The organism is Desulfuromusa kysingii, assembly GCF_900107645.1.
In the GTDB taxonomy this organism is placed as follows: Bacteria; Desulfobacterota; Desulfuromonadia; order Desulfuromonadales; family Geopsychrobacteraceae; genus Desulfuromusa; species Desulfuromusa kysingii.
The window spans coordinates 259,584-278,268 of the sequence record NZ_FNQN01000003.1; the positions used below are offsets into that span (position 1 = coordinate 259,584).

21 protein-coding genes, 6 tRNA genes and 1 riboswitch are annotated in these 18,685 nt (G+C 45.5%); of the genes, 21 read left to right on the top strand and 6 right to left on the bottom strand.

From position 1 onward, the window contains the following. Positions 1-133: 133 nt before the first annotated feature. The 13 genes from BLU87_RS06480 (at position 134) to BLU87_RS06540 (ending at position 8,889) form a co-directional block, all read left to right on the top strand. Positions 134-940, top strand: a complete 807-nt coding sequence (locus BLU87_RS06480; RefSeq protein ID WP_175498284.1) for an energy transducer TonB — start codon at positions 134-136, stop codon at positions 938-940. An 80-nt stretch (positions 941-1,020) separates the two neighbouring features. After that, entirely contained in the window at positions 1,021-1,743 is a 723-nt protein-coding gene (locus BLU87_RS06485; protein ID WP_092345928.1) for a hypothetical protein, read from the top strand. A 179-nt stretch (positions 1,744-1,922) separates the two neighbouring features. Continuing rightward, positions 1,923-1,999 (top strand) — tRNA-Arg (locus BLU87_RS06490). A 52-nt stretch (positions 2,000-2,051) separates the two neighbouring features. Beyond that, positions 2,052-2,127: transfer RNA gene (locus BLU87_RS06495), tRNA-His, on the top strand. 93 nt (positions 2,128-2,220) lie between these two features. Then, positions 2,221-2,305: transfer RNA gene (locus tag BLU87_RS06500), tRNA-Leu, on the top strand. 101 nt (positions 2,306-2,406) lie between these two features. After that, complete coding sequence (gene tig, locus BLU87_RS06505; protein WP_092345930.1) at positions 2,407-3,750, top strand: trigger factor; 1,344 nt, start codon at positions 2,407-2,409, stop codon at positions 3,748-3,750. 1 nt (position 3,751) lies between these two features. Next, positions 3,752-4,345 carry an ATP-dependent Clp endopeptidase proteolytic subunit ClpP gene (clpP, locus tag BLU87_RS06510; protein ID WP_092345932.1) on the top strand — a complete coding sequence of 198 codons (594 nt, stop codon included), beginning with the start codon at positions 3,752-3,754 and terminating at the stop codon, positions 4,343-4,345. A 16-nt stretch (positions 4,346-4,361) separates the two neighbouring features. Next, complete coding sequence (gene clpX, locus BLU87_RS06515; RefSeq protein ID WP_092345933.1) at positions 4,362-5,609, top strand: ATP-dependent Clp protease ATP-binding subunit ClpX; 1,248 nt, start codon at positions 4,362-4,364, stop codon at positions 5,607-5,609. 82 nt (positions 5,610-5,691) lie between these two features. Continuing rightward, positions 5,692-8,064, top strand: a complete 2,373-nt coding sequence (lon, locus tag BLU87_RS06520) for an endopeptidase La (protein WP_092345934.1) — start codon at positions 5,692-5,694, stop codon at positions 8,062-8,064. A gap of 129 nt (positions 8,065-8,193) precedes the next feature. Beyond that, entirely contained in the window at positions 8,194-8,466 is a 273-nt protein-coding gene (locus tag BLU87_RS06525; protein ID WP_092345936.1) for an HU family DNA-binding protein, read from the top strand. A gap of 123 nt (positions 8,467-8,589) precedes the next feature. Further along, positions 8,590-8,666, top strand: a tRNA-Asp gene (locus tag BLU87_RS06530). A 16-nt stretch (positions 8,667-8,682) separates the two neighbouring features. Further along, positions 8,683-8,758 (top strand) — tRNA-Val (locus tag BLU87_RS06535). Between the two features lie 54 nt (positions 8,759-8,812). After that, positions 8,813-8,889, top strand: a tRNA-Asp gene (locus BLU87_RS06540). A gap of 70 nt (positions 8,890-8,959) precedes the next feature. Here the strand turns inward: BLU87_RS06540 and thiE are convergent. From thiE to thiF, 5 genes are read right to left on the bottom strand one after another with little or no spacing between them, the layout of a single operon-like run. Beyond that, positions 8,960-9,601, bottom strand: a complete 642-nt coding sequence (gene thiE / locus BLU87_RS06545) for a thiamine phosphate synthase (protein ID WP_092345938.1) — start codon at positions 9,599-9,601, stop codon at positions 8,960-8,962. Next, the gene (gene thiH, locus BLU87_RS06550; protein WP_092345940.1) at positions 9,601-10,725 is read right to left on the bottom strand and encodes a 2-iminoacetate synthase ThiH; all 1,125 of its coding nucleotides are present in this window, start codon (positions 10,723-10,725) and stop codon (positions 9,601-9,603) included. The genes thiE and thiH overlap by 1 nt, the downstream gene beginning before the upstream one ends. Further along, positions 10,722-11,498 (bottom strand): thiazole synthase, encoded by a 777-nt coding sequence (locus tag BLU87_RS06555; RefSeq protein WP_092345942.1) that lies wholly within the window; start codon positions 11,496-11,498, stop codon positions 10,722-10,724. The genes thiH and BLU87_RS06555 overlap by 4 nt, the downstream gene beginning before the upstream one ends. Positions 11,499-11,528: 30 nt before the next feature. Beyond that, on the bottom strand, positions 11,529-11,729 hold the full coding sequence (gene thiS / locus BLU87_RS17270) for a sulfur carrier protein ThiS (protein ID WP_175498285.1): 201 nt from the start codon (positions 11,727-11,729) through the stop codon (positions 11,529-11,531). Positions 11,730-11,736: 7 nt separating this feature from the next. Next, positions 11,737-12,543 carry a sulfur carrier protein ThiS adenylyltransferase ThiF gene (gene thiF, locus BLU87_RS06565; protein ID WP_092345946.1) on the bottom strand — a complete coding sequence of 269 codons (807 nt, stop codon included), beginning with the start codon at positions 12,541-12,543 and terminating at the stop codon, positions 11,737-11,739. 57 nt (positions 12,544-12,600) lie between these two features. Next, a riboswitch (TPP riboswitch) is annotated at positions 12,601-12,707 on the bottom strand. Positions 12,708-12,846: 139 nt separating this feature from the next. On the opposite strand from thiF, the gene BLU87_RS06570 reads away from it, so the two are divergent. Both BLU87_RS06570 and BLU87_RS06575 read left to right on the top strand, forming a co-directional pair. Continuing rightward, the gene (locus BLU87_RS06570; protein WP_092345948.1) at positions 12,847-13,167 is read left to right on the top strand and encodes a hypothetical protein; all 321 of its coding nucleotides are present in this window, start codon (positions 12,847-12,849) and stop codon (positions 13,165-13,167) included. A gap of 68 nt (positions 13,168-13,235) precedes the next feature. Then, a complete protein-coding gene (locus tag BLU87_RS06575) occupies positions 13,236-13,535 on the top strand; it encodes a DUF3467 domain-containing protein (protein ID WP_092345950.1) in 300 nt (99 codons plus the stop codon). 20 nt (positions 13,536-13,555) lie between these two features. Here the strand turns inward: BLU87_RS06575 and BLU87_RS06580 are convergent, their stop codons facing one another. Beyond that, positions 13,556-14,605, bottom strand: a complete 1,050-nt coding sequence (locus BLU87_RS06580; protein ID WP_092345952.1) for a 3-deoxy-7-phosphoheptulonate synthase — start codon at positions 14,603-14,605, stop codon at positions 13,556-13,558. Positions 14,606-14,797: 192 nt separating this feature from the next. Here BLU87_RS06580 and BLU87_RS06585 point away from each other — a divergent pair, with 192 nt between their 5' ends. The 6 genes from BLU87_RS06585 (at position 14,798) to gcvH (ending at position 18,658) form a co-directional block, all read left to right on the top strand. Further along, positions 14,798-15,082: a YggT family protein gene (locus BLU87_RS06585; protein ID WP_092345954.1), complete on the top strand. Its 285-nt coding sequence runs from the start codon at positions 14,798-14,800 to the stop codon at positions 15,080-15,082. A 25-nt stretch (positions 15,083-15,107) separates the two neighbouring features. Further along, positions 15,108-15,638 carry a DivIVA domain-containing protein gene (locus BLU87_RS06590; protein WP_092345956.1) on the top strand — a complete coding sequence of 177 codons (531 nt, stop codon included), beginning with the start codon at positions 15,108-15,110 and terminating at the stop codon, positions 15,636-15,638. A gap of 95 nt (positions 15,639-15,733) precedes the next feature. Beyond that, positions 15,734-15,988, top strand: a complete 255-nt coding sequence (locus BLU87_RS06595) for an FmdB family zinc ribbon protein (RefSeq protein ID WP_092345958.1) — start codon at positions 15,734-15,736, stop codon at positions 15,986-15,988. A 156-nt stretch (positions 15,989-16,144) separates the two neighbouring features. After that, complete coding sequence (gene folD, locus BLU87_RS06600; protein WP_092345960.1) at positions 16,145-16,996, top strand: bifunctional methylenetetrahydrofolate dehydrogenase/methenyltetrahydrofolate cyclohydrolase FolD; 852 nt, start codon at positions 16,145-16,147, stop codon at positions 16,994-16,996. Between the two features lie 152 nt (positions 16,997-17,148). After that, complete coding sequence (gene gcvT, locus BLU87_RS06605) at positions 17,149-18,237, top strand: glycine cleavage system aminomethyltransferase GcvT (protein WP_092345962.1); 1,089 nt, start codon at positions 17,149-17,151, stop codon at positions 18,235-18,237. Between the two features lie 37 nt (positions 18,238-18,274). Continuing rightward, positions 18,275-18,658: a glycine cleavage system protein GcvH gene (gcvH, locus tag BLU87_RS06610; RefSeq protein WP_092345964.1), complete on the top strand. Its 384-nt coding sequence runs from the start codon at positions 18,275-18,277 to the stop codon at positions 18,656-18,658. Positions 18,659-18,685: the final 27 nt, after the last annotated feature.

Sequence of the window (18,685 nt, forward strand, 5' to 3'; positions counted from 1 at the left end):
GTTTTATCTCTTGAGGTTATCGTTGAATATCTCTGTTCACATGATATTGTTTCTTTCTTTCTCATTCGCGCTACATTTGTTGCTGTTTCCTTTTGATTTTATGCGAGGGATCACATCTCCTGATTCGAGGGCGATGGGAGTGACTTATATCTCCCGATCGCTCGACTCTGTGCGTCCGCAATTAGCTGCCGAAGGACAATCGGGGCAGACGGCATCCCGTTCGCCTCAGAATCTGCCACGAGTTGAACCCATGGTCCCGCAAAAAACGCAGAACAATTCTGCCGTTCCTGTGGTAGAGCGTAAAACAGTGATGCAATTGCCGAAGAGCAAGCGTTCATTTTTGCCACCGAAAACAACCCCGGATACGGTTGTAGAACTTCCGTTAGATGCAATTGAGAAGGAGACGATAGATTTTGATCCTATCGAGTATAAAACCGCTCCACTTATTGCTGAACAGAACTTTGAAGACCCTCAGCCTGTTCCACCGGCGGGGGCAGTTGCTCAACCTCTGCAGCCCCAATCTGCTGTACTCGAATCGTCTTTGACAACAGATACCGCTTCATCTGAAGGAATATCGAACTCGGGTGAGACTTCAACTGACAGCCAGAACCTCTCCTCTGGCACTAAAGACCTGAACCAGAGCCAGGTATCGCAAGGTTTCACCGATGCGTTGCCTCATTATGAAGATAATCCTCCTCCCCGTTATCCTGATGTTGCCAAACTCCGTGGTTGGGAAGGGACTGTTGTGTTCAAGGCGACTATCCTCGAAAATGGTCGTGTTGAGCGTTTAAAAATTATGACGTCGTCTGGTTACCGGAGTCTGGATAGTGCTGCACGAAAAGCGATCTCAAGATGGACGTTTACACCGGCAACGACCTTTGGAGTCGCTGTTGAGAGTGTGGTTGAAATTCCAATCTCTTTTTCACTCAAAGATCTCTAGTCTAAACCATGATTAACACTTTCATTTATTTGTGGTATCATTAACGGATTCTTGTTCTGACTGACGTGGAGGCTAATTTAATGGCTGAGATGAGAGATCCATCACAATTGTTTTATTCTGAGGTAAAGGCCTTTAGCCAAAACATTCGGCACTTAATTTGTGAGCAGCATCCCACCCCGTCCTTATTGGCCGATTTGGTTCAGGCCCTTGTCCGTTTTAAGGAGCTTGCTGCTGCAACTGAAATGGTCTCTTTTTGTTTGATAACCGAACGGTTGGAAACTGTTATCGGGCGACATGCCGCTGCAGCCACACAACCAACCGCGATTGAAATTGAGACTATCGAACTTGCAGTCGACTGGCTCGATCAGCTTGCTTTTCTCCATCAAGAGGATTTTCCGGAACCGGGATCTTTGGTGACCGAATTACTCTATACCTTTGATCTTGTTGAGCGCTCTCATGATGCTGTCTCTCTGGCTGAGTTGGTTGCCAGCGACACGGAAGCAAGAGCCAATAAACCCACAGACCCATTTTCAGAGGATCCCGAAGTCAATGTCCGGGATTGCGCTGTTGTGGCTTATCGTGACCCCTTTGCCGAGGATCCAGGCTTTGGTTTGGAATTTGACCTTCTGCAACGGACAGTTCATTATCTGGTCGAGACAGAGAGTCTCGGGGATGATCCTTTTAGTGCGGACCCTGCCATTGCATCGTGCGAAGGCGATGTGAAAACGACTCAGCTGGAGCCTGCAGTGCTTTCAAAACAGCCCTATGATCTCTTTGCCAGTGATCCTCCGTTAGGTGATTGACAGAAAAATTGGATCCTGAGAATCCTTTATTTTCGGGTCTTTTCGTCTTTCTATCCCGCTCTTTTAGCTTGGATGGGCCGTCGCTATAATTTATTATTTGCAAATCTTTTTAACGCATGCTAGAAACTCTAGCTCTTATGCTTGGTAAGCGATTTTAAAGTCACTTTCTTTGCGTGTTTGCGCCAGTAGCTCAGTTGGATAGAGCAACGGACTTCTAATCCGTAGGCCGAGGGTTCGAATCCTTCCTGGCGCGCCATTTTTAGTTTGACAAGCAACGATGGTTTCCGTAGTATGACCAAGTTTTTCTGGTGGGTGTAGCTCAGTTGGTAGAGCACTGGATTGTGGCTCCGGTTGTCGAGGGTTCAAGCCCCTTCACTCACCCCATTCAAATGGACTATGCTCACCTTCCATATTCAGTTAGCCCGTTAAACGGGTGGGTTTGGGGGGTGAGCATTGTTAATTGTAGTTATTTCTCCTGCGAGAGTGGCGGAATTGGTAGACGCGCTGGTCTTAGGAACCAGTATCCTATGATGTGGGGGTTCGAGTCCCCCCTCTCGCACCATGAAACTTTCTGGTCATCATGGCCTTTTAATAAAAAAATCATTCAGACACGACTCTCACGTTAACCGTGAACCCATATTTAAAAATCAGGAAGGAAAAACAATGAAAGTTACCGTTGAAGATTTAAGTCCGATTAAAAAGAAGCTCAGTCTCGAGATTGCTGCAGATGTGGTTGCTGTTGAACTCGAAAATGCTTATAAAAAAATAGCTAAAACAGCTGATATTAAAGGGTTTCGCAAGGGGAAAGTGCCAAAGGAAATCTTGAAGCAGCATTATGGTTCACGCGCACAATATGATGCCACCGGACCATTGATTAATAATACTCTTTATAAAGCTTTGTTGGATAACGAGATTGAGGCTGTCTCGCAACCGGAAGTTGTTAATTCCGGTACCGTCGCAGAAGGCGAACCTTTCAGTTACGATGTTGAAGTTGAAGTACGTCCTGAAATTGTTGTGAAGGATTACAAAAATCTCAGTCTTGAAAAAGAAAAATTTACTTTTGACGAGAGTGTTGTTGATCAGCAACTTGAGCAAATGGCAAACTCCAAGATGCAACTTGAAGTGACCAGTCGCAAGAAGGCTCGCGATGGAGACACCGTTGTTATCGATTTTGAAGGTTTTATTGATGACACCCCTTTCGAAAATGGATCAGCGAAAGATTTCGAACTTGCTCTGGGGTCAAATAGTTTTATCCCTGGATTTGAGGCACAAATAGTCGGCATGAAGCGTGATCAGGAAAAAGATGTCGCAGTGACTTTTCCTGAAGGTTATGGTGCCAAAGACTTAGCTGGAAAACCCGCCATGTTTAAAGTCCTGGTGAAAGAGATAAAAGAAAAAAATATTCCCGAAATAGATGATGCTTTTGCAAAAGAATTTGATGCTGAAAGTTTAGATCAGCTTAAAGAACAGATTAAAGAGAACTCTATTGCTCAGGAGCAGCAGCGCATTGAAGGACAAATGCATGAGGATATGATGAATGCTCTGATCGAGAGTAATCCTTTTGACGTTCCTGAAGGGATGATTGAGAATCAATTGCTTCATTTGAAAGACAGTTTTACGCAGAAATTGAAAGCCCAGGGGATGACTCTTGAAATGTTGGGGATGAACGATGAAACCTTCGCCACGACTTATCGGGATATGGCTGCACAGCAGATCAAGGGTGAGCTGATTATTGACGCAATCGCGGCTCAAGAAGAGATTGTCGTTGAAGAATCATTGGTCGAAGAAAAGATGCAAGTGATCGCTGATCAAAACAATATTCCTTTAGAGCAGGTGCAGAAATATTTTGAAAATGCACAGGCTATCGCTGGACTCAAAGGGCAGATTCTGCAAGAAAAAACATCCAAGTTTTTAGTTGATTCGGCAACCATCACTGAAGTCGAGCCAAAACCAGCTGAGCAAGCTGAACCAGCTGTTGCTGATGACAGCGAAACAGAGGAGTCCTGATATGAGTCTTGTGCCTATGGTTGTTGAAGATAGCGGGCGTGGTGAACGGGCCTATGATATTTATTCCCGTTTATTAAAAGACCGGATTATCTTCCTTGGGGGCGAGATCGAAGACCATATGGCCAATTTGATTATTGCCCAGTTATTGTTTCTTGAATCAGAAGATCCTGATCGGGATATCCATCTTTATATTAACTCTCCCGGTGGTGTTGTTACTGCCGGGATGGCAATTTATGACACCATGCAGTATTTAAAGGCACCGGTGTCGACGATTTGTGTTGGACAGGCGGCCAGTATGGGAGCAGTCCTCCTCGCCTCAGGAGAAGCGGGGAAAAGATTTGCCCTGCCACATGCACGGATCATGATTCACCAACCCCTCGGTGGATTTCAAGGTCAAGCAACAGATATCAGTATTCATGCCCAAGAAATTTTGCGGATGCGCGAATCATTGAATGGTATTCTAGCTCATCACTCAGGGCAGAAGATTGAGAAGGTCTCTGCTGATACCGAACGAGATTTCTTCATGGATAGCGAAACAGCACGTAGCTATGGTATTATAGATTCTATTGTTGAAAGAAAACTTAATATTGTATAGCGCGGAGGTGTAACACGTGAGTCCAAAGGATGAAAGCAGCCAGTTGACTTGTTCTTTTTGCGGTAAGTCTCAGGATGAAGTTAAAAAGTTAATTGCAGGACCAACTGTTTATATTTGTGATGAGTGTATCGAACTCTGCAATGATATCATTGACGAAGAATCAAAACTTGAGCAGACACCAGGCCCCAATTTTAAACAGTTGCCTAAACCCGCTGAAATTAAAGATGTTCTCGACGAATATGTCATCGGTCAGGAATGGGCGAAAAAGGTTTTGTCCGTTGCCGTCTATAATCATTACAAGCGGATTGAGGCGATCGAGCATCCCGATGGGATCGAGATCCAGAAAAGTAATATCCTGCTGTTAGGACCCACCGGAAGTGGCAAGACTTTATTGGCCCAAACGCTGGCAAAGGTCCTTGATGTCCCTTTTACTATTGCTGACGCAACCAATTTGACCGAGGCTGGTTATGTTGGTGAGGATGTTGAAAATATTATTCTCAGTTTGCTGCAAGCTGCCGATTACGACTTGGAAAAGGCCCAAAAAGGGATCATTTATATTGATGAAGTTGATAAAATAGCCAGGAAATCGGAGTCACCTTCAATTACGCGCGATGTCTCTGGTGAAGGGGTGCAACAGGCACTGTTAAAAATTATTGAGGGTACGACTGCGAGTGTGCCACCTAAAGGGGGGAGAAAACATCCGCAACAAGAATTTTTAAAGGTCGATACCACGAACATATTATTTATTTGTGGCGGGGCTTTTTCTGGATTAGAAAGAATTGTTAACAAGCGGATTAGTTCCAAAACAATGGGCTTTGGTGCAGAAGTGAAGTCGATTAAAGAGGAAGATCTTGGCTCATTGCTTAAGAAAGTCCAACCGGCTGATCTCCTCAAGTTTGGCTTGATCCCAGAATTTGTCGGACGGATCCCAATTGTCGCCACACTTTCTGAGTTGGATGAAGAGGCTCTTATTCAGATCCTGCGTGAACCCAAAAATGCTCTGATCAAACAATATCAGCGTCTTTTTGAGATGGAAGACGTTCACCTGAAGGTGACTGATAGTGCTTTGGTTGCGATTGCGAAAGAAGCCTTAGAGCGTAAAACTGGTGCGCGTGGACTCCGGTCAATCCTTGAGAATTCAATGTTGGATGTCATGTATGACATTCCTTCTCAAGATCGGGTTAAAGAAGTGGTTCTGAATGAAGATGTGATAACTGAAGGTGCGAAACCAATTATCCTTTATGATATTGCTGAAAGTGCATAAATTATATTTATCCTGAAATCTAAAGGAGCGTTAACTTGTCTGTGGGCGAGACGCTCCTTTTTCCTTTGTAGGTTCTAGATCTATGCCTGACTCTATTGAAAATCCCATGAATTTAGTGACGCGACTTCTGCCTATCTTGCCTTTGCGGGATATTGTTATCTTCCCTTATATGGTTGCCCCCTTGTTTGTCGGCAGGGCCCAGTCTATTGGTGCACTTGAGATGGCCTCTGCAGGGGATAAGTTGATCTTTCTGGTGAGTCAGAAGGATCCCAAGGTTGATCTGCCTGACGCTGATGATCTGCATGAGTTCGGAACTGTTGGTAAGGTTGTGCAATTGCTTAAACTCCCCGATGGAACGGTCAAGGTGCTGGTCGAAGGGTGTTGGCGGGGGAAAATGCTCTCATTCGAACAGGGTGATGGGCTACTTCAAGCGCTGGTCGAACCGTTAGATGAGTCAATCGCGGATTCTTCCGAGGTTGAGGCCGTTATCAGGGCTATTAAATCAAGTTTTGAGACTTATGTCGGCTTGAGTAAAAAAGTGCCGGTTGAAGTCAGTTCAACCCTCTCTGGTATTGATGACCCCTCTCGATTGGCTGATACCGTGGCTGGGCATCTTCAAGTTCCTATCGCTGACAAGCAGGAAATGCTTGAAGATGTTGATCCTTCTCAGCGTCTGGAGCATATATTGGTGCTCCTTGAACAAGAAATTGAGATTTTACAAGTCGAGGGACGAATCCGCAGTCGGGTTAAAAGCCAGATGGAGCGCAGCCAGAAAGAGTACTATCTGAACGAGCAGATGAGGGCGATCCAGAAGGAACTAGGTGGTCAAGATGAGTTCAAACAGGAAATCCTCCATTTTGAAGAACAGATAAAGAAAAAGAAAATGTCTAAGGAGGCGACTGAAAAAGCGCATACGGAATTGCGCAAGTTGAAGATGATGTCGCCAATGTCAGCTGAAGCCACTGTCGTGCGTAATTATATTGAATGGTTGTTATCGTTGCCGTGGCAGAAGGGGACGAGTGATCGGCATGATCTAACAACGGCTGAGGAGATCCTCGAAGCAGATCACTACGGATTACAGAAGGTGAAAGAGCGGGTGCTCGAATATTTGGCTGTTCAGGCTCTGGTCAAGAAGATCAAAGGTCCGATTCTGTGCCTTGTTGGCCCCCCTGGCGTGGGTAAAACTTCACTTGGAAAGTCCATTGCCAAAGCTCTGCAAAGAAAGTTTGTCCGTATTTCCCTTGGTGGGGTGCGTGATGAGGCTGAAATTCGTGGGCATCGGCGCACCTATATCGGTGCCATGCCAGGAAAAATTATTCAAGGGTTACGCAAGGCTGGAGTGAAAAACCCGGTTTTTATGCTGGACGAGATTGATAAGATGAGTACCGATTTCCGTGGTGACCCATCATCAGCACTGCTTGAGGTTCTCGACCCTGAACAGAACAATAGTTTTGTGGACCACTTCCTGGATGTTGATTATGATCTGTCGCAGGTTCTGTTTATTGCAACGGCAAACAATCTTCAGTCTATTCCCCGTCCTCTGCACGATCGTTTGGAAGTGATTAGAATCGAAGGATATTCAGAGGAAGAAAAGCTGCATATTGCGCGGCGTTATCTGTTAGGAAAGCAGATTGAGGCACACGGTCTGACCGACCAGCAGATTCTTATCTCTGATCGCGCAATCTACGAGATTATCCGCCGCTACACAAGGGAATCCGGGGTTCGCAGCCTGGATCGTAATATCGCTGCGGTCATGCGAAAACTTGCAAGAAAATCATTGTCAGAAGGCAAAGAGAAGAAATTTAAGGTCGGAGAAAAACAAATCCAGAAGTATCTGGGGGTTCAGCAGTATCAGTATGGCGTGCGGGAAGAGAAAGATCAGGTTGGAATTGCGACCGGTTTGGCTTGGACTGAAACGGGTGGTGAGTTGCTGACGATTGAGGTCACCGTGCTACCTGGTAAAGGAAAGCTGACCATCACTGGACAGTTGGGCGATGTGATGCAGGAATCAGCTCAGGCAGCGATGAGTTACATCCGTTCTCGCTGGAAAGAGTTGCATCTTGAGGAAGATTTCTACTCCAAGTTAGATGTTCACATCCATGTGCCAGAAGGGGCTGTCCCCAAGGACGGTCCATCGGCAGGGATTACCATGGCAACAGCCTTGGCCTCGGCTTTTACCGGTCTCCCGGTACGAAAAGATCTGGCGATGACTGGTGAAATGACTCTGCGTGGCAGGGTACTGGCAATCGGTGGTTTAAAGGAAAAACTTCTTGCTGCCAGACGTGGTGGAATTACCAAGGTTTTAATTCCAATGGATAATAAAAAGCATTTGGCTGAAATGTCACCGCTGTTGATGAAATCATTGAATATTGAAGCTGTCGCACATGTCGATACGGTTCTTGAGTTCGCTTTGATTTCAGATGAAAAAAAAGCCTCAGAAGGCATAAAGTCATAAACCGATTTTTATTGCTCTAAAGCCCGAAAAATGGGGAAAAACAACTTGACAGTTTTTTCGTAAACCTGATATATCTTAACGCGTTTTCGCGTAGCTGAATTTACTTAAAACATTATGAGGAGGTATCCTGTGACTAAAGCAGATCTGGTCAATGCAATGGCAGAAAAGGCGGGGCTGAGTAAAACTGATGCAGAAGGTGCACTTAAGGCTTTCACAGAAGCTGTAACTGATGCATTGAAAGCTGGAGAAAAAGTTGCTATGGTCGGCTTTGGCACTTTTAGTGTAGGTGATCGTGCTGCCCGCACTGGTCAGAATCCACAAACTGGTGAAAAAATTCAAATTGCTGCTGCTAAAGTACCAAAATTTAAAGCAGGTAAAGCATTGAAAGATGCTGTAAATTAATATATAAGTACTCTTGTTTTTATATAGATTATCGGAAGTAGGAAGTTCAGGGCTAATCTCCTCAAACCTCTTTAAGCCCCAGGTTAACTTCCTATTTCTATCTGTAACACGGTAATAAGTTTAGGGGATGTAGCTCAGTTGGTTAGAGTGCCTGCCTGTCACGCAGGATGTCGCGAGTTCAAGTCTCGTCATTCCCGCCATTTTTATGCAAGCCCAGGGCGAATAGCTCAGCTGGGAGAGCGCCTGCCTTACAAGCAGGATGTCGGGGGTTCGAACCCCTCTTCGCCCACCATTTAAAAGGTTCTTCATGATCTCAAGATTTTGAAGTGCCTAAAGAACAAAGTTTGGGGATGTAGCTCAGTTGGTTAGAGTGCCTGCCTGTCACGCAGGATGTCGCGAGTTCAAGTCTCGTCATTCCCGCCATTTTAAAAAGGTTTCTACATTAATTTGTAGAAACCTTTTTTTATTGGTCTTGAGGGTTTATTTGTTAGGATCAGCTCTTTTTGTGTTGAATCAGGACTTTAGTCAAGTTTGCGTATGCTTGAGCAGGTGAGGGCGTTGAAAGTAACGCTGAAATAGCTGCAATCCCTGCAACTCCAGATTGCAAAGTTTCCAGGGCATTTTCTGTTTTGACTCCACCCAGTGCATACACGGGTAGAGGCGCGTATTTACAAATGTCTTGTAACGATTGTAGGCCAACAGGTTTGCCGTAAGGGGCTTTTGAGGGGGTAAAGTAAACCGGACCATAAGTCACAAAGTCGGCACCTTGTTCATAGGCGCGTGTTATCTCAGAGTGCGAATGGGTTGACGCGCCGATTAGCAATTTTGAGCCAATGACTTTACGTGCGACATCAATTGGCAGGGAGTGGTGACCAAGGTGGACACCGTCTGCATTGACCGCCTGCGCTAAGTCCACCCGGTCGTTGATCAATAGTAGGCTATGGTATTGGTGAGTCAGGCAGCGGAGTTCTTTCGCTAGGGGATAGAGTTCCGCTGCTGATAGATCCTTTTCACGTAGCTGAATCATTCGTAATCCAGCTTGTAGTAACTCATCAACGGTTTCAAGGAGTGTCTTTTTTTTGTGAATTTGATGTCGATCTGTAATCAAGTAGACACCTGGAAGAGATCGACACATTAGTTCGCTTTGCTCAGAAATGCGCCATCCCAGTCTTTCCAAACCGGATCATATCCTCTTGATTTTAAATAACTTTCGACTTCACTTGGAGATCGTTCATCGCTGGTGGTGAATTGTTCTCCATCGTGACTGTCTTCACTATAACCGCCGGGTGAGGTGCTGGATCCTGCGCTCATCTGGGTGATACCAAGGGGTAATAGATTATTGCGTAGTGCTGCTTTTTCGCGGGTTGAAAGGATAAGGCCTGCGTCAGGCAGAAGGAGTCGCAATGCACAGATAAATTGGGTGAGTTGGCGATCATCAACAATACTGTTGGGTTGAAATCCACCTTCAGCAGGACAAAGGCGTGGAAAGGAGAGGGTGACTTGAGAGCGCCAAAATTTACGGGCTAAATACAGACCATGTAAGCCGCTGTAGAAGACATCACTTAAACTGTCACCTAAGCCGAGGAGAGAGCCGATGCCAATTTTTCGCATACCTGCTGCTCCAGCTCTTTCAGGAGCTGCAAGTCGATAACTATAGTTGCTTTTGGGTCCGTAAGGGTGAAGTTGCCGATATAGTTCAGAGTCGTAGGTTTCCTGGTATACGGTTAAACCATCAACTCCGACATCGACCATGCGCTGATATCCATCAATGTCCATCGGGAAGACCTCTATCGATATCGATCCGCAATATTTTTTAATGATTTTAACCGCGTTCTCAAGATAATCGATCCCGGCAACTTTAGGCGCTTCTCCGGTGAGTAGCAGCATGTGGCGAAAACCATGGCTGCGCAGAATTTTAGCTTCCTGTTCAACCTCTTGCATGGTTAGGGTCTTACGTGACAGGTGGTTGTCGGCACTAAAACCGCAATATTTACAACCATTGAAACATTCGTTGGATAGGTAGATAGGAGCGTAGAGAAGGATGGTTCTGCCAAATCTCTGCTGAGTTATTTTGTGCGCTTTTGCCGCCATCTGTTCCAACTGCGCATCGGTGATGTTCGGAGAAAGTAAACGGGAAAAATCGTCAACACTTAAGCGTTGTTGTTGTAAGGCGAGATCAATTTGTGCTGGTGTGGTTGTCGCTATTCTCTCGTGTATCTCGTTTTGTGGATAGCGTTCTAGTTGTTGTTGAAAGTTCATTGTTCGTTCCTTAGGAAGCCAGTCAGTGGACTGGAGGCTTCTGCTTTGTCTCTCTGAGAACCAAGTCCGGCCAGGTAAGCTTCTCGACCCGCTTCAACTCCCTTACGGAAGGCTTGAGCCATTGCGCCTGGATTTGGGGTGTCGGCAAGAGCGGTGTTGACAAGGACTGCATCTGCTCCCATCTCCATTGCTTCAGCCGCATGGGAAGGGGCTCCGAGTCCGGCATCAACGATGACGGGAATATTTGCCTGCTCAATGATAATAGCAATAAGATCGCGGGTGCGAATTCCCCGATTGGTACCAATTGGTGCACCTAAGGGCATCACTGTGGCTGTGCCAATTTCTTCCAATCTTTTTGCGAGGACTGGATCTGCGGGCATGTAAGGCAAGACAATAAACCCTTCTTTGACCAGAGTTTGCGCGGCTTTAAAGGTCTCGATCGGGTCTGGTAAGAGGTAATATGGGTCGGGAGTCACTTCCAGCTTAATCCATGGGAGACAACCCGCCGCTCGGGCCAGACGTGCCAGTCGTACGGCTTCTTCGGCATCACGTGCTCCGCTGGTATTGGGGAGCAAGAGATATCGATCGGTGTCGATATGCGATAAGATGGAGTCATCTGGATTGTCAATATCAACGCGACGCAAAGCGACCGTGACAATTTCACTCCCTGATTGCTCCATTGCTGCAACCATATCCTGATTTGAAGAGAATTTTCCAGTTCCTACGAGTAGACGAGAGTCAAATGGACGCCCGGCAATAACTAATTGATCCATGTTAAATATATCCTGCAATGAAAGAGAAATTTAGCCACCACCCACGAATTGGATGAGCTCGATTGTATCTCCATGCTTGAGTACTGTTTTGTTGTGCAGATCCGGAGAAAGAATGGAGGCGTTTAATTCAATGACAACCTGCCCAGGGGAGATGCCTGACAACCGCAACAGTTGCTCTACTGTGATTTTATCTTGGTACTGTTTTATTTGGCCGTTAATTGAAAGGTCCATAGTGATATTATTCCGGTTCCTTATTGAGGAGCAGGCGCAGCACTGCGTTGGCTTGGTGGTTTGCGGCAATCCCAACGCGAGGTGCCATGAGTCCACACCCTGGTTCCGCTGCGGTGATGCCATCGCCACAAAGATAAAAGTGATCCGAAATCTTAGTTGTGCGGATGCTGTTGGATGCTCCATAGCCGGCTATTCCTGATGCTGCAACGAGTATTTTGTCAGGAAAGAGGCAGAGAAATTGATTGCTCAACATTGCCTTTTGATCTGCACCATCAAAGGCTTCTACGAGGATATCAACGGTCGCGAAAATTTCAGCTATATTTTCAGGTGTGACTTTCTGCTCAAAGCAGTTGATCTTTATCGCAGGGTTTATCCGTTTTAAGCTGTCACCTAAGGCGCTAACCTTGGGTTGTCCGATTTGATCGATAAAGTACTGTTGCCGGTTCAAGTTTGATGGTTCAACAATGTCAAAATCGGCAATGGTTAACTGGCCGATACCTGTTCTTGCCAAGGCTAAAGCGACCAGGGAACCCAGCCCGCCAACCCCTGCTATACCAATATGTCCACCTTTAACCTTCTGGTGGACGCCGGGGGTGTGACGTGCCATCATCAATCCTTCGAGCTCTGTTGCCGAAGGTTGTACTCCCCGGGAGATCATTACGATATGATCTCCTGCATTAAGTTCCATATCTGAACTGGCAGGGTGACCGTTAACAATCAGAATGTCGGCTTCAGGTTTATGTTGATCGCGCAGTGAATAAAGCTGTCTACCTGATTCTATTTGTTGAGGAATTTCATTGAGGTATATCAACATCGCGTCTGTAAAAACTCAAAAAAAAACCGCCAAAAGGCGGCTACCGATAGTTATTATCGGTTTTCATTGCCGCTTCCCTACGCCGGTATCAACCGGATCAGGTTCCAAGGGTTATTCCAAAAAAAATGGAACTCTCAGTAACTAAGACGCCCCTAGCGTGTAATGTCTCTTTTTTGAAAATAGCAATCTGAATATAAGAAAGTCAAGAAATAAGCTGGAAATGTTCATCTTAGTATTTGATCTTTTCGGTCTCATTACATAGGATGCGCAGCAAAGAAAGTTTCACTTGCAAAGGGACCAATTATGACCATCTCAGAAAGATATAGACAACTGTTAGAACAGATAGATCACCAATCTGATCGTCTTTATGAAACCTTACCGGAAAGTACTGTAAGCGCATTACGATTGGTCGATATCGCCGCCGAAGAGCTGCAGGATTGGGTTGAGTCGGTCGGAGAAATACCCCAATTTCAACTCGAGGTAAAGCTCTCGCCTGTGCTGTTAAAAGCCCATGCTGATCTTGATCGGGCCCGGGTCTGGTTAGAACAAAACGACCATCAAAAAGCCAGTGAAACTATTTGGGAGTTAGAGCAGGGGGTCTATCGTCTCCTCAATGATTTATAATCTCACCTTCTTGTTGCTGCGATCATACAAGTGGGTCCAATGAAATTTTAACTGCTGGGAAGGCTGATATGGAAAAGAAGCAAGAGATAAAGCTTGAAATTCAGATGAACGATGATGTCGCTGTCGGGAAGTATATTAATATGGCTGTTGTGAACCATAACGATAATGAATTTGTTATTGACTGTATTTATATACAGCCTCAGGCTCCCAAGGCAACGGTCCAGTCCAGATTAATAACTTCTCCGCGTCATGCGAAGCGGCTGATGTTGATGTTACAAAATAATATTTATAAATATGAGCAGCAGCACGGCACCATTGATCTCGCTGAAATAAATGCAAACAGCCCGGTTGATCGTCCCATCCATTAGGCTTGTAATGGGACGACTGCCTATCTGCCTGCTAATCGGTCATGTGCTTTAGTCAACATTTCTACTGTTGTTTCCCAGCTGACACACTTGTCAGTAATTGATACCCCATATTTTAAATCTCTGAGGTCTTCCGGGATACTTTGGTTTCCTGCATGGATGTTGCTCTCAATCATAACTCCAGTGATTGACCCAGGATCGGCGATGAGTTGGTCAACAACATTATCAAGGACTTCACTTTGACGATCGTGGTCCTTATAAGAGTTTGCATGGCTACAATCAACCATAATCGATGTCGGAAGTGCTTTTTTACTTAACAGCCTGGCTGCTCTCTGAACATCTTTAGGGTAGTAGTTTGGCGCATTGTCACCACCACGCAGAACCAGATGTACGTCAGGATTTCCCGCAGTGTGGACGATTGATGAATGGCCGTCCTTGTTAATGCCCAAAAAACTATGTTCCCGGCAGGCTGCAGCGATTGCATCCATGGCTATTTTGAGACCGCCATCAGTTCCATTTTTAAAGCCAACAGGAAAAGAGAGGCCGCTGGCCATTTCGCGGTGTGTTTGTGATTCCGTTGTTCGAGCACCAATAGCGCCCCAGCTGATTATATCTGATAAATATTGTGGCGTGATGGGGTCGAGCATTTCACTTCCAATTGGCAACCGCATTTCAGTTATGGCGCAGAAGAGTTGTCGGGCTATCCCCAGACCTTTTGAAATGAGATGGGTTCCATCCATGTCCGGGTCGTTGATAAGCCCTTTCCAGCCAATTGTGGTCCGCGGCTTTTCAAAATAAACGCGCATGATAATGAATAATTGGTCTTTAAGTTCCTCAGCAAGATGAGCCAGCTTGCGGGCATACTCCAGTGCAGCTATGGGGTCATGGATCGAGCAGGGACCGACAACTGCAAGCAGGCGCTTGTCTTCTCCTTTGAGTATCGATTTGATGGTGTTGCGAGAGTCGTTGACAAAGCTGGCCCCTGCAAGAGGCAGAGGGAAGACCTGTTTCAGCTCCATCGGTGCAATAATTGGAGAGACTTCGAGGACATTCAGGTTGTTGGTTTGAACCATTATTATTACCTCATATCAGGACATTTTATCGGGTTTAATTCATTGATCTGAGCAATCTAACTGGTTTTGTCTTCTATGTCAAAATCATCTAGCGCTGGTCCGCAGAGGTAATTATTTGACACCTATATGGCCCTTCTGTATAAATATCAAGAATTACAGTGATTTTTATGGAAAACGAAAGGTATATAAGATATGAGTGTTTTGTTGATTGCTATCGCCAGAATTATTGACCTGGCTTTTACTATTTATACGTTTATCGTTATCGCCAGGGCTTTGATCTCATGGGTGAATCCCGATCCATATAACCCTATTGTCCGCTTTCTGCACAATGCGACTGATCCCGCTCTCTATCGCCTGCGCCGACTCATCCCTTTTTTGCAGGCTGGATCTCTGGATCTTTCACCGATAGCACTGTTAATACTTCTTTCTGTTGTCCAGCAGGTTTTGGTTTCATTCTTGTATCAACTGGCTCGGTAACAGGGCGCTTGTAGAGGGTTTGATTATGCGAATTACCCCCATTGAGATTCAGCAACACCAATTTAAAACCCGTTTGTTTGGTTATGATTCGACGGCTGTTGACAGTTTTCTGGAGATGTTGGCTGATGAGTTGGAGCGTTTGCATAAGCAGAATAATGAGATCAAAGAGTCTTTGGCGAGGACGCAAATCTCACTTGAACAGATGCGCGATAGAGAAAAGGCATTACAGGAAACGTTGATGACGGCTCATCAGGTGACCGATGAATTGAAAACGAATGCCCGGAAAGAGGCTGAGATTGTTGTTGCGGAGGCACACCTTGAAGGTGAGCGAGTGATTCGGGCTGCAAATGAACATCGGATTCAGTTACTTAATGAGGTTCAAGAGATAAGACGGCAAAAAATCGCCTTTGAAGGTGGCTTACGCGCACTTATAGAAAATCATTTGAAGCTTATGGATTTAGATATGCTGCAAATTGAGGAGGACGATTATCAGGCCCGGTTACTGCAACCACTCATCAACGATGACGACATTGATGATCCCTTTAATTTCCCCTGACAACCCATCATCTCTCAAAACTTTTCTTGACAGAAATTTGTTCCACAAATTAAAATTATAAGTTGTCTAGTATCGTAACGATGGAGGTCGTAATCATGCCGTTGTATGAATATCAATGTGAAGAGTGTGGGCTGAATTTCGAAGTTCGGCAAAAATTTACAGATGCACCGATTAAAGTCTGTGGTCGTTGTGGAGGCGCTGTTAAAAAACAGATCTCCCAAACTGCTTTTACGCTGAAAGGCGGAGGTTGGTATGATCAAGGCTATACGCATGGAGAAAGCTGTCATTCCAGTGCGTCCAAAGCAAGTAGCAGCGCTTGTGCTTCATGTCCTAAGGCCGTCAATAGCTAAGTGGCCTTATTCGTGTTTCAAAGCCCTCGTCGGAGAAAATCTGACGAGGGCTTTTTGTTTGTATTTAGCTAACATAATCCTTGGTTTACAAACACCTTATGCTTACGTATAGTCTTTGAATTGTGAGAATGGATTCTTTTTATTGGAGGTTTTCTAGTGGCTGATATTATTGATGGAAAAGCAATTGCTGCTGAGATAAGGCAAGACATTGCTGCAGATACACAGGCTTTGATCGCTCAGGGGATCACTCCGGGGTTAGCCGTTGTTCTGGTTGGAGAAGATCCGGCGAGTCGAGTTTATGTCTCAATGAAAGAAAAAGCCTGTGCTGCGGCAGGTATTTATTCTGTTGAACATAAATTGGCGGCTGAAACCAGTGAAGCTGATTTACTGAAGTTGATTACCAATTTAAATGACGACACTGATATTGACGGCATTTTGGTGCAATTGCCACTGCCTGAACATATCGACGAGTCAAAGGTTCTGGAGGCCATTGACCCCACTAAGGATGTTGATGGTTTTCATCCCTATAATGTCGGTCGATTGATGACGGGTAATCCTCTGTTTCAACCTTGCACTCCCTATGGCGTCATGAAGATGCTTGAACATCATGGTGTCGATCTCAATGGCAAAGAGGTCGTTGTTGTCGGCCGTTCAAATATTGTTGGTAAACCGGTCGCATTGATGTGTTTAGCTGAAAATGCAACCGTGACAATATGTCACTCCAGAACGGTTGATCTCCCGCAAAAAGTTGCTGCTGCTGATGTTGTCATTGCCGCAGTAGGACGTCCAGAAATGATAAAAGGGGATTGGATCAAAAAGGGGGCGATTGTTATTGATGTCGGTGTAAACCGTGTCGGTGAAAAAAAATTAGTCGGGGATGTGGATTTTAAAGCTGCTAGTGAGAATGCCGCTGCAATCACACCGGTCCCCGGTGGCGTTGGCCCGATGACGATTACGATGTTGCTCTACAATACCATTGTCAGTGCTAAGCGCCGCGCCGCTCAATAAGAGGAATATGATTTTCAATATTCTTGTTGTGCCGGTTGGCCAAGATTTGCTACAAAGCTTGTAGAGTCCTGATTCTTTTTAACTGCTGGTTGGCTTTTATCTCGATCCGTCCAAAAACCAGTTGATAGACTAATCTCATAAGGAGTTTGCGAATGAAAGCGACACCCTTAAATCAGATTCACCGTCAATTGGATGCACGTATGGTTGATTTCGGTGGCTGGGATATGCCCGTACAATATTCCGGTGTTATCGCGGAGCACCAGGCAGTACGCTCTGCTGCGGGCCTCTTTGATGTTTCTCATATGGGCGAAATAGAGGTTTCCGGTCCACAAGCTTTTGATTTTCTCCAGTATGCGATGACCAATGATGTCTCCACCTTAGTTGATGGTCAGGTGCAGTATACGGCTATGTGTTATGAGACTGGCGGTGTCGTTGATGATCTGACTTTGTACCGGTTTGCTGCCGATCGCTACCTGTTGTGTGTAAACGCTTCTAACAGTGATAAGGATTTTTCCTGGTTGCAGGGGTTACAAAAAGGGTCAGATTTTATTGATTTGATCTTGGTTAACCGGAGTCCTGAATATGCACAGTTGGCATTACAAGGTCCTGTTGCAACAAAGATCCTCTCCAAATTAACCACGGTGAACCTTGCCGAAATAAAATTCTATCACTTTGCGGAAGGTGATGTCGCCGGTATTCAGACCATCATCTCGCGTACCGGATATACCGGTGAGGATGGCTTTGAACTGTATTGTCCTGCAACTGAAGGGGTCAAGCTCTGGCAAGAATTAATGTCAGTTGGTCTCCCCTTTGGTCTAAAGCCGATCGGTCTTGGGGCCCGCGACACTCTCCGGCTGGAAAAAGGCTACGCACTCTATGGTCATGAAATTACGGCAGAGATAATGCCTCTTGAAGCACGATTGGCTTGGATCACCAAGTTGAAAAAACGCAACTTTGTCGGCCAGGCTGCCATCATCAAGGCAAAACAAGCTGGGTTACTGCGCAAGCAGATTGCTTTGACATTAACGACCTCTGGAGTTCCGCGTGCAGGGTATCCGGTTTTCTGCCAAGGCGAAAAAGTCGGTCATGTCACCAGTGGTACCTTGTCACCCAGTCTGAAAAAAGGGATTGCCCTGGCTATAGTTCCTGCGACCATTGCCGACAGCGACCAACCTTTATATATCGGTATTCGTAACCATCGGATTTTAGCTGAACGTACTGTTCTGCCTTTCGTTCAATAACACACGCCCATTGGGCTATCTGACCTAGGAGGAGATGATGGATTTTCCAGAGGAATTAAAGTACACCGAAGAGCATGAGTGGATCTTGGTTGAAGATGATATCGCTACGGTTGGCATTACCGATTTTGCTCAAGATCAACTAGGCGATGTTGTTTTTGTTGAGCTTCCTGAGGTGGGTGACAATGTTGAAGCCGGGGAAACCTTTGGGGTGGTTGAATCCGTCAAGGCGGTATCAGATGTTTATGCGCCGGTGAGCGGCGAAGTTATTGAGATAAACGAGGATCTTCTGGATGAGCCGGAAACTATAAATAATTCTCCCTATGATGCGGGTTGGATGGTGAAGATTAAGTTGTCTGCTCCAGAGCTTCTGGAGGGGTTAATGGATGTCTCCAGCTATCAGGAGTTTGTCGAAAAAGATTAATAAAATAAAAATTATAAGGACTGTTAT

What these genes read in the sequence shown, in the direction of transcription:
- clpP (WP_092345932.1), top strand. Translation starts at nt 3,752, where the DNA reads ATGAGTCTTGTGCCTATGGTTGTTGAAGATAGCGGGCGTGGTGAACGG.
- BLU87_RS06480 (WP_175498284.1), top strand. Translation starts at nt 134, where the DNA reads ATGGGAGTGACTTATATCTCCCGATCGCTCGACTCTGTGCGTCCGCAA.
- thiE (WP_092345938.1), bottom strand. Translation starts at nt 9,601, where the DNA reads ATGTGTCGATCTCTTCCAGGTGTCTACTTGATTACAGATCGACATCAA.
- BLU87_RS06585 (WP_092345954.1), top strand. Translation starts at nt 14,798, where the DNA reads ATGAGTGTTTTGTTGATTGCTATCGCCAGAATTATTGACCTGGCTTTT.
- thiF (WP_092345946.1), bottom strand. Translation starts at nt 12,543, where the DNA reads ATGTTGATATACCTCAATGAAATTCCTCAACAAATAGAATCAGGTAGA.
- thiH (WP_092345940.1), bottom strand. Translation starts at nt 10,725, where the DNA reads ATGAACTTTCAACAACAACTAGAACGCTATCCACAAAACGAGATACAC.
- thiS (WP_175498285.1), bottom strand. Translation starts at nt 11,729, where the DNA reads ATGGACCTTTCAATTAACGGCCAAATAAAACAGTACCAAGATAAAATC.
- BLU87_RS06555 (WP_092345942.1), bottom strand. Translation starts at nt 11,498, where the DNA reads ATGGATCAATTAGTTATTGCCGGGCGTCCATTTGACTCTCGTCTACTC.
- gcvT (WP_092345962.1), top strand. Translation starts at nt 17,149, where the DNA reads ATGAAAGCGACACCCTTAAATCAGATTCACCGTCAATTGGATGCACGT.
- tig (WP_092345930.1), top strand. Translation starts at nt 2,407, where the DNA reads ATGAAAGTTACCGTTGAAGATTTAAGTCCGATTAAAAAGAAGCTCAGT.
- gcvH (WP_092345964.1), top strand. Translation starts at nt 18,275, where the DNA reads ATGGATTTTCCAGAGGAATTAAAGTACACCGAAGAGCATGAGTGGATC.
- BLU87_RS06570 (WP_092345948.1), top strand. Translation starts at nt 12,847, where the DNA reads ATGACCATCTCAGAAAGATATAGACAACTGTTAGAACAGATAGATCAC.
- BLU87_RS06595 (WP_092345958.1), top strand. Translation starts at nt 15,734, where the DNA reads ATGCCGTTGTATGAATATCAATGTGAAGAGTGTGGGCTGAATTTCGAA.
- BLU87_RS06575 (WP_092345950.1), top strand. Translation starts at nt 13,236, where the DNA reads ATGGAAAAGAAGCAAGAGATAAAGCTTGAAATTCAGATGAACGATGAT.
- BLU87_RS06580 (WP_092345952.1), bottom strand. Translation starts at nt 14,605, where the DNA reads ATGGTTCAAACCAACAACCTGAATGTCCTCGAAGTCTCTCCAATTATT.
- BLU87_RS06590 (WP_092345956.1), top strand. Translation starts at nt 15,108, where the DNA reads ATGCGAATTACCCCCATTGAGATTCAGCAACACCAATTTAAAACCCGT.
- BLU87_RS06485 (WP_092345928.1), top strand. Translation starts at nt 1,021, where the DNA reads ATGGCTGAGATGAGAGATCCATCACAATTGTTTTATTCTGAGGTAAAG.
- lon (WP_092345934.1), top strand. Translation starts at nt 5,692, where the DNA reads ATGCCTGACTCTATTGAAAATCCCATGAATTTAGTGACGCGACTTCTG.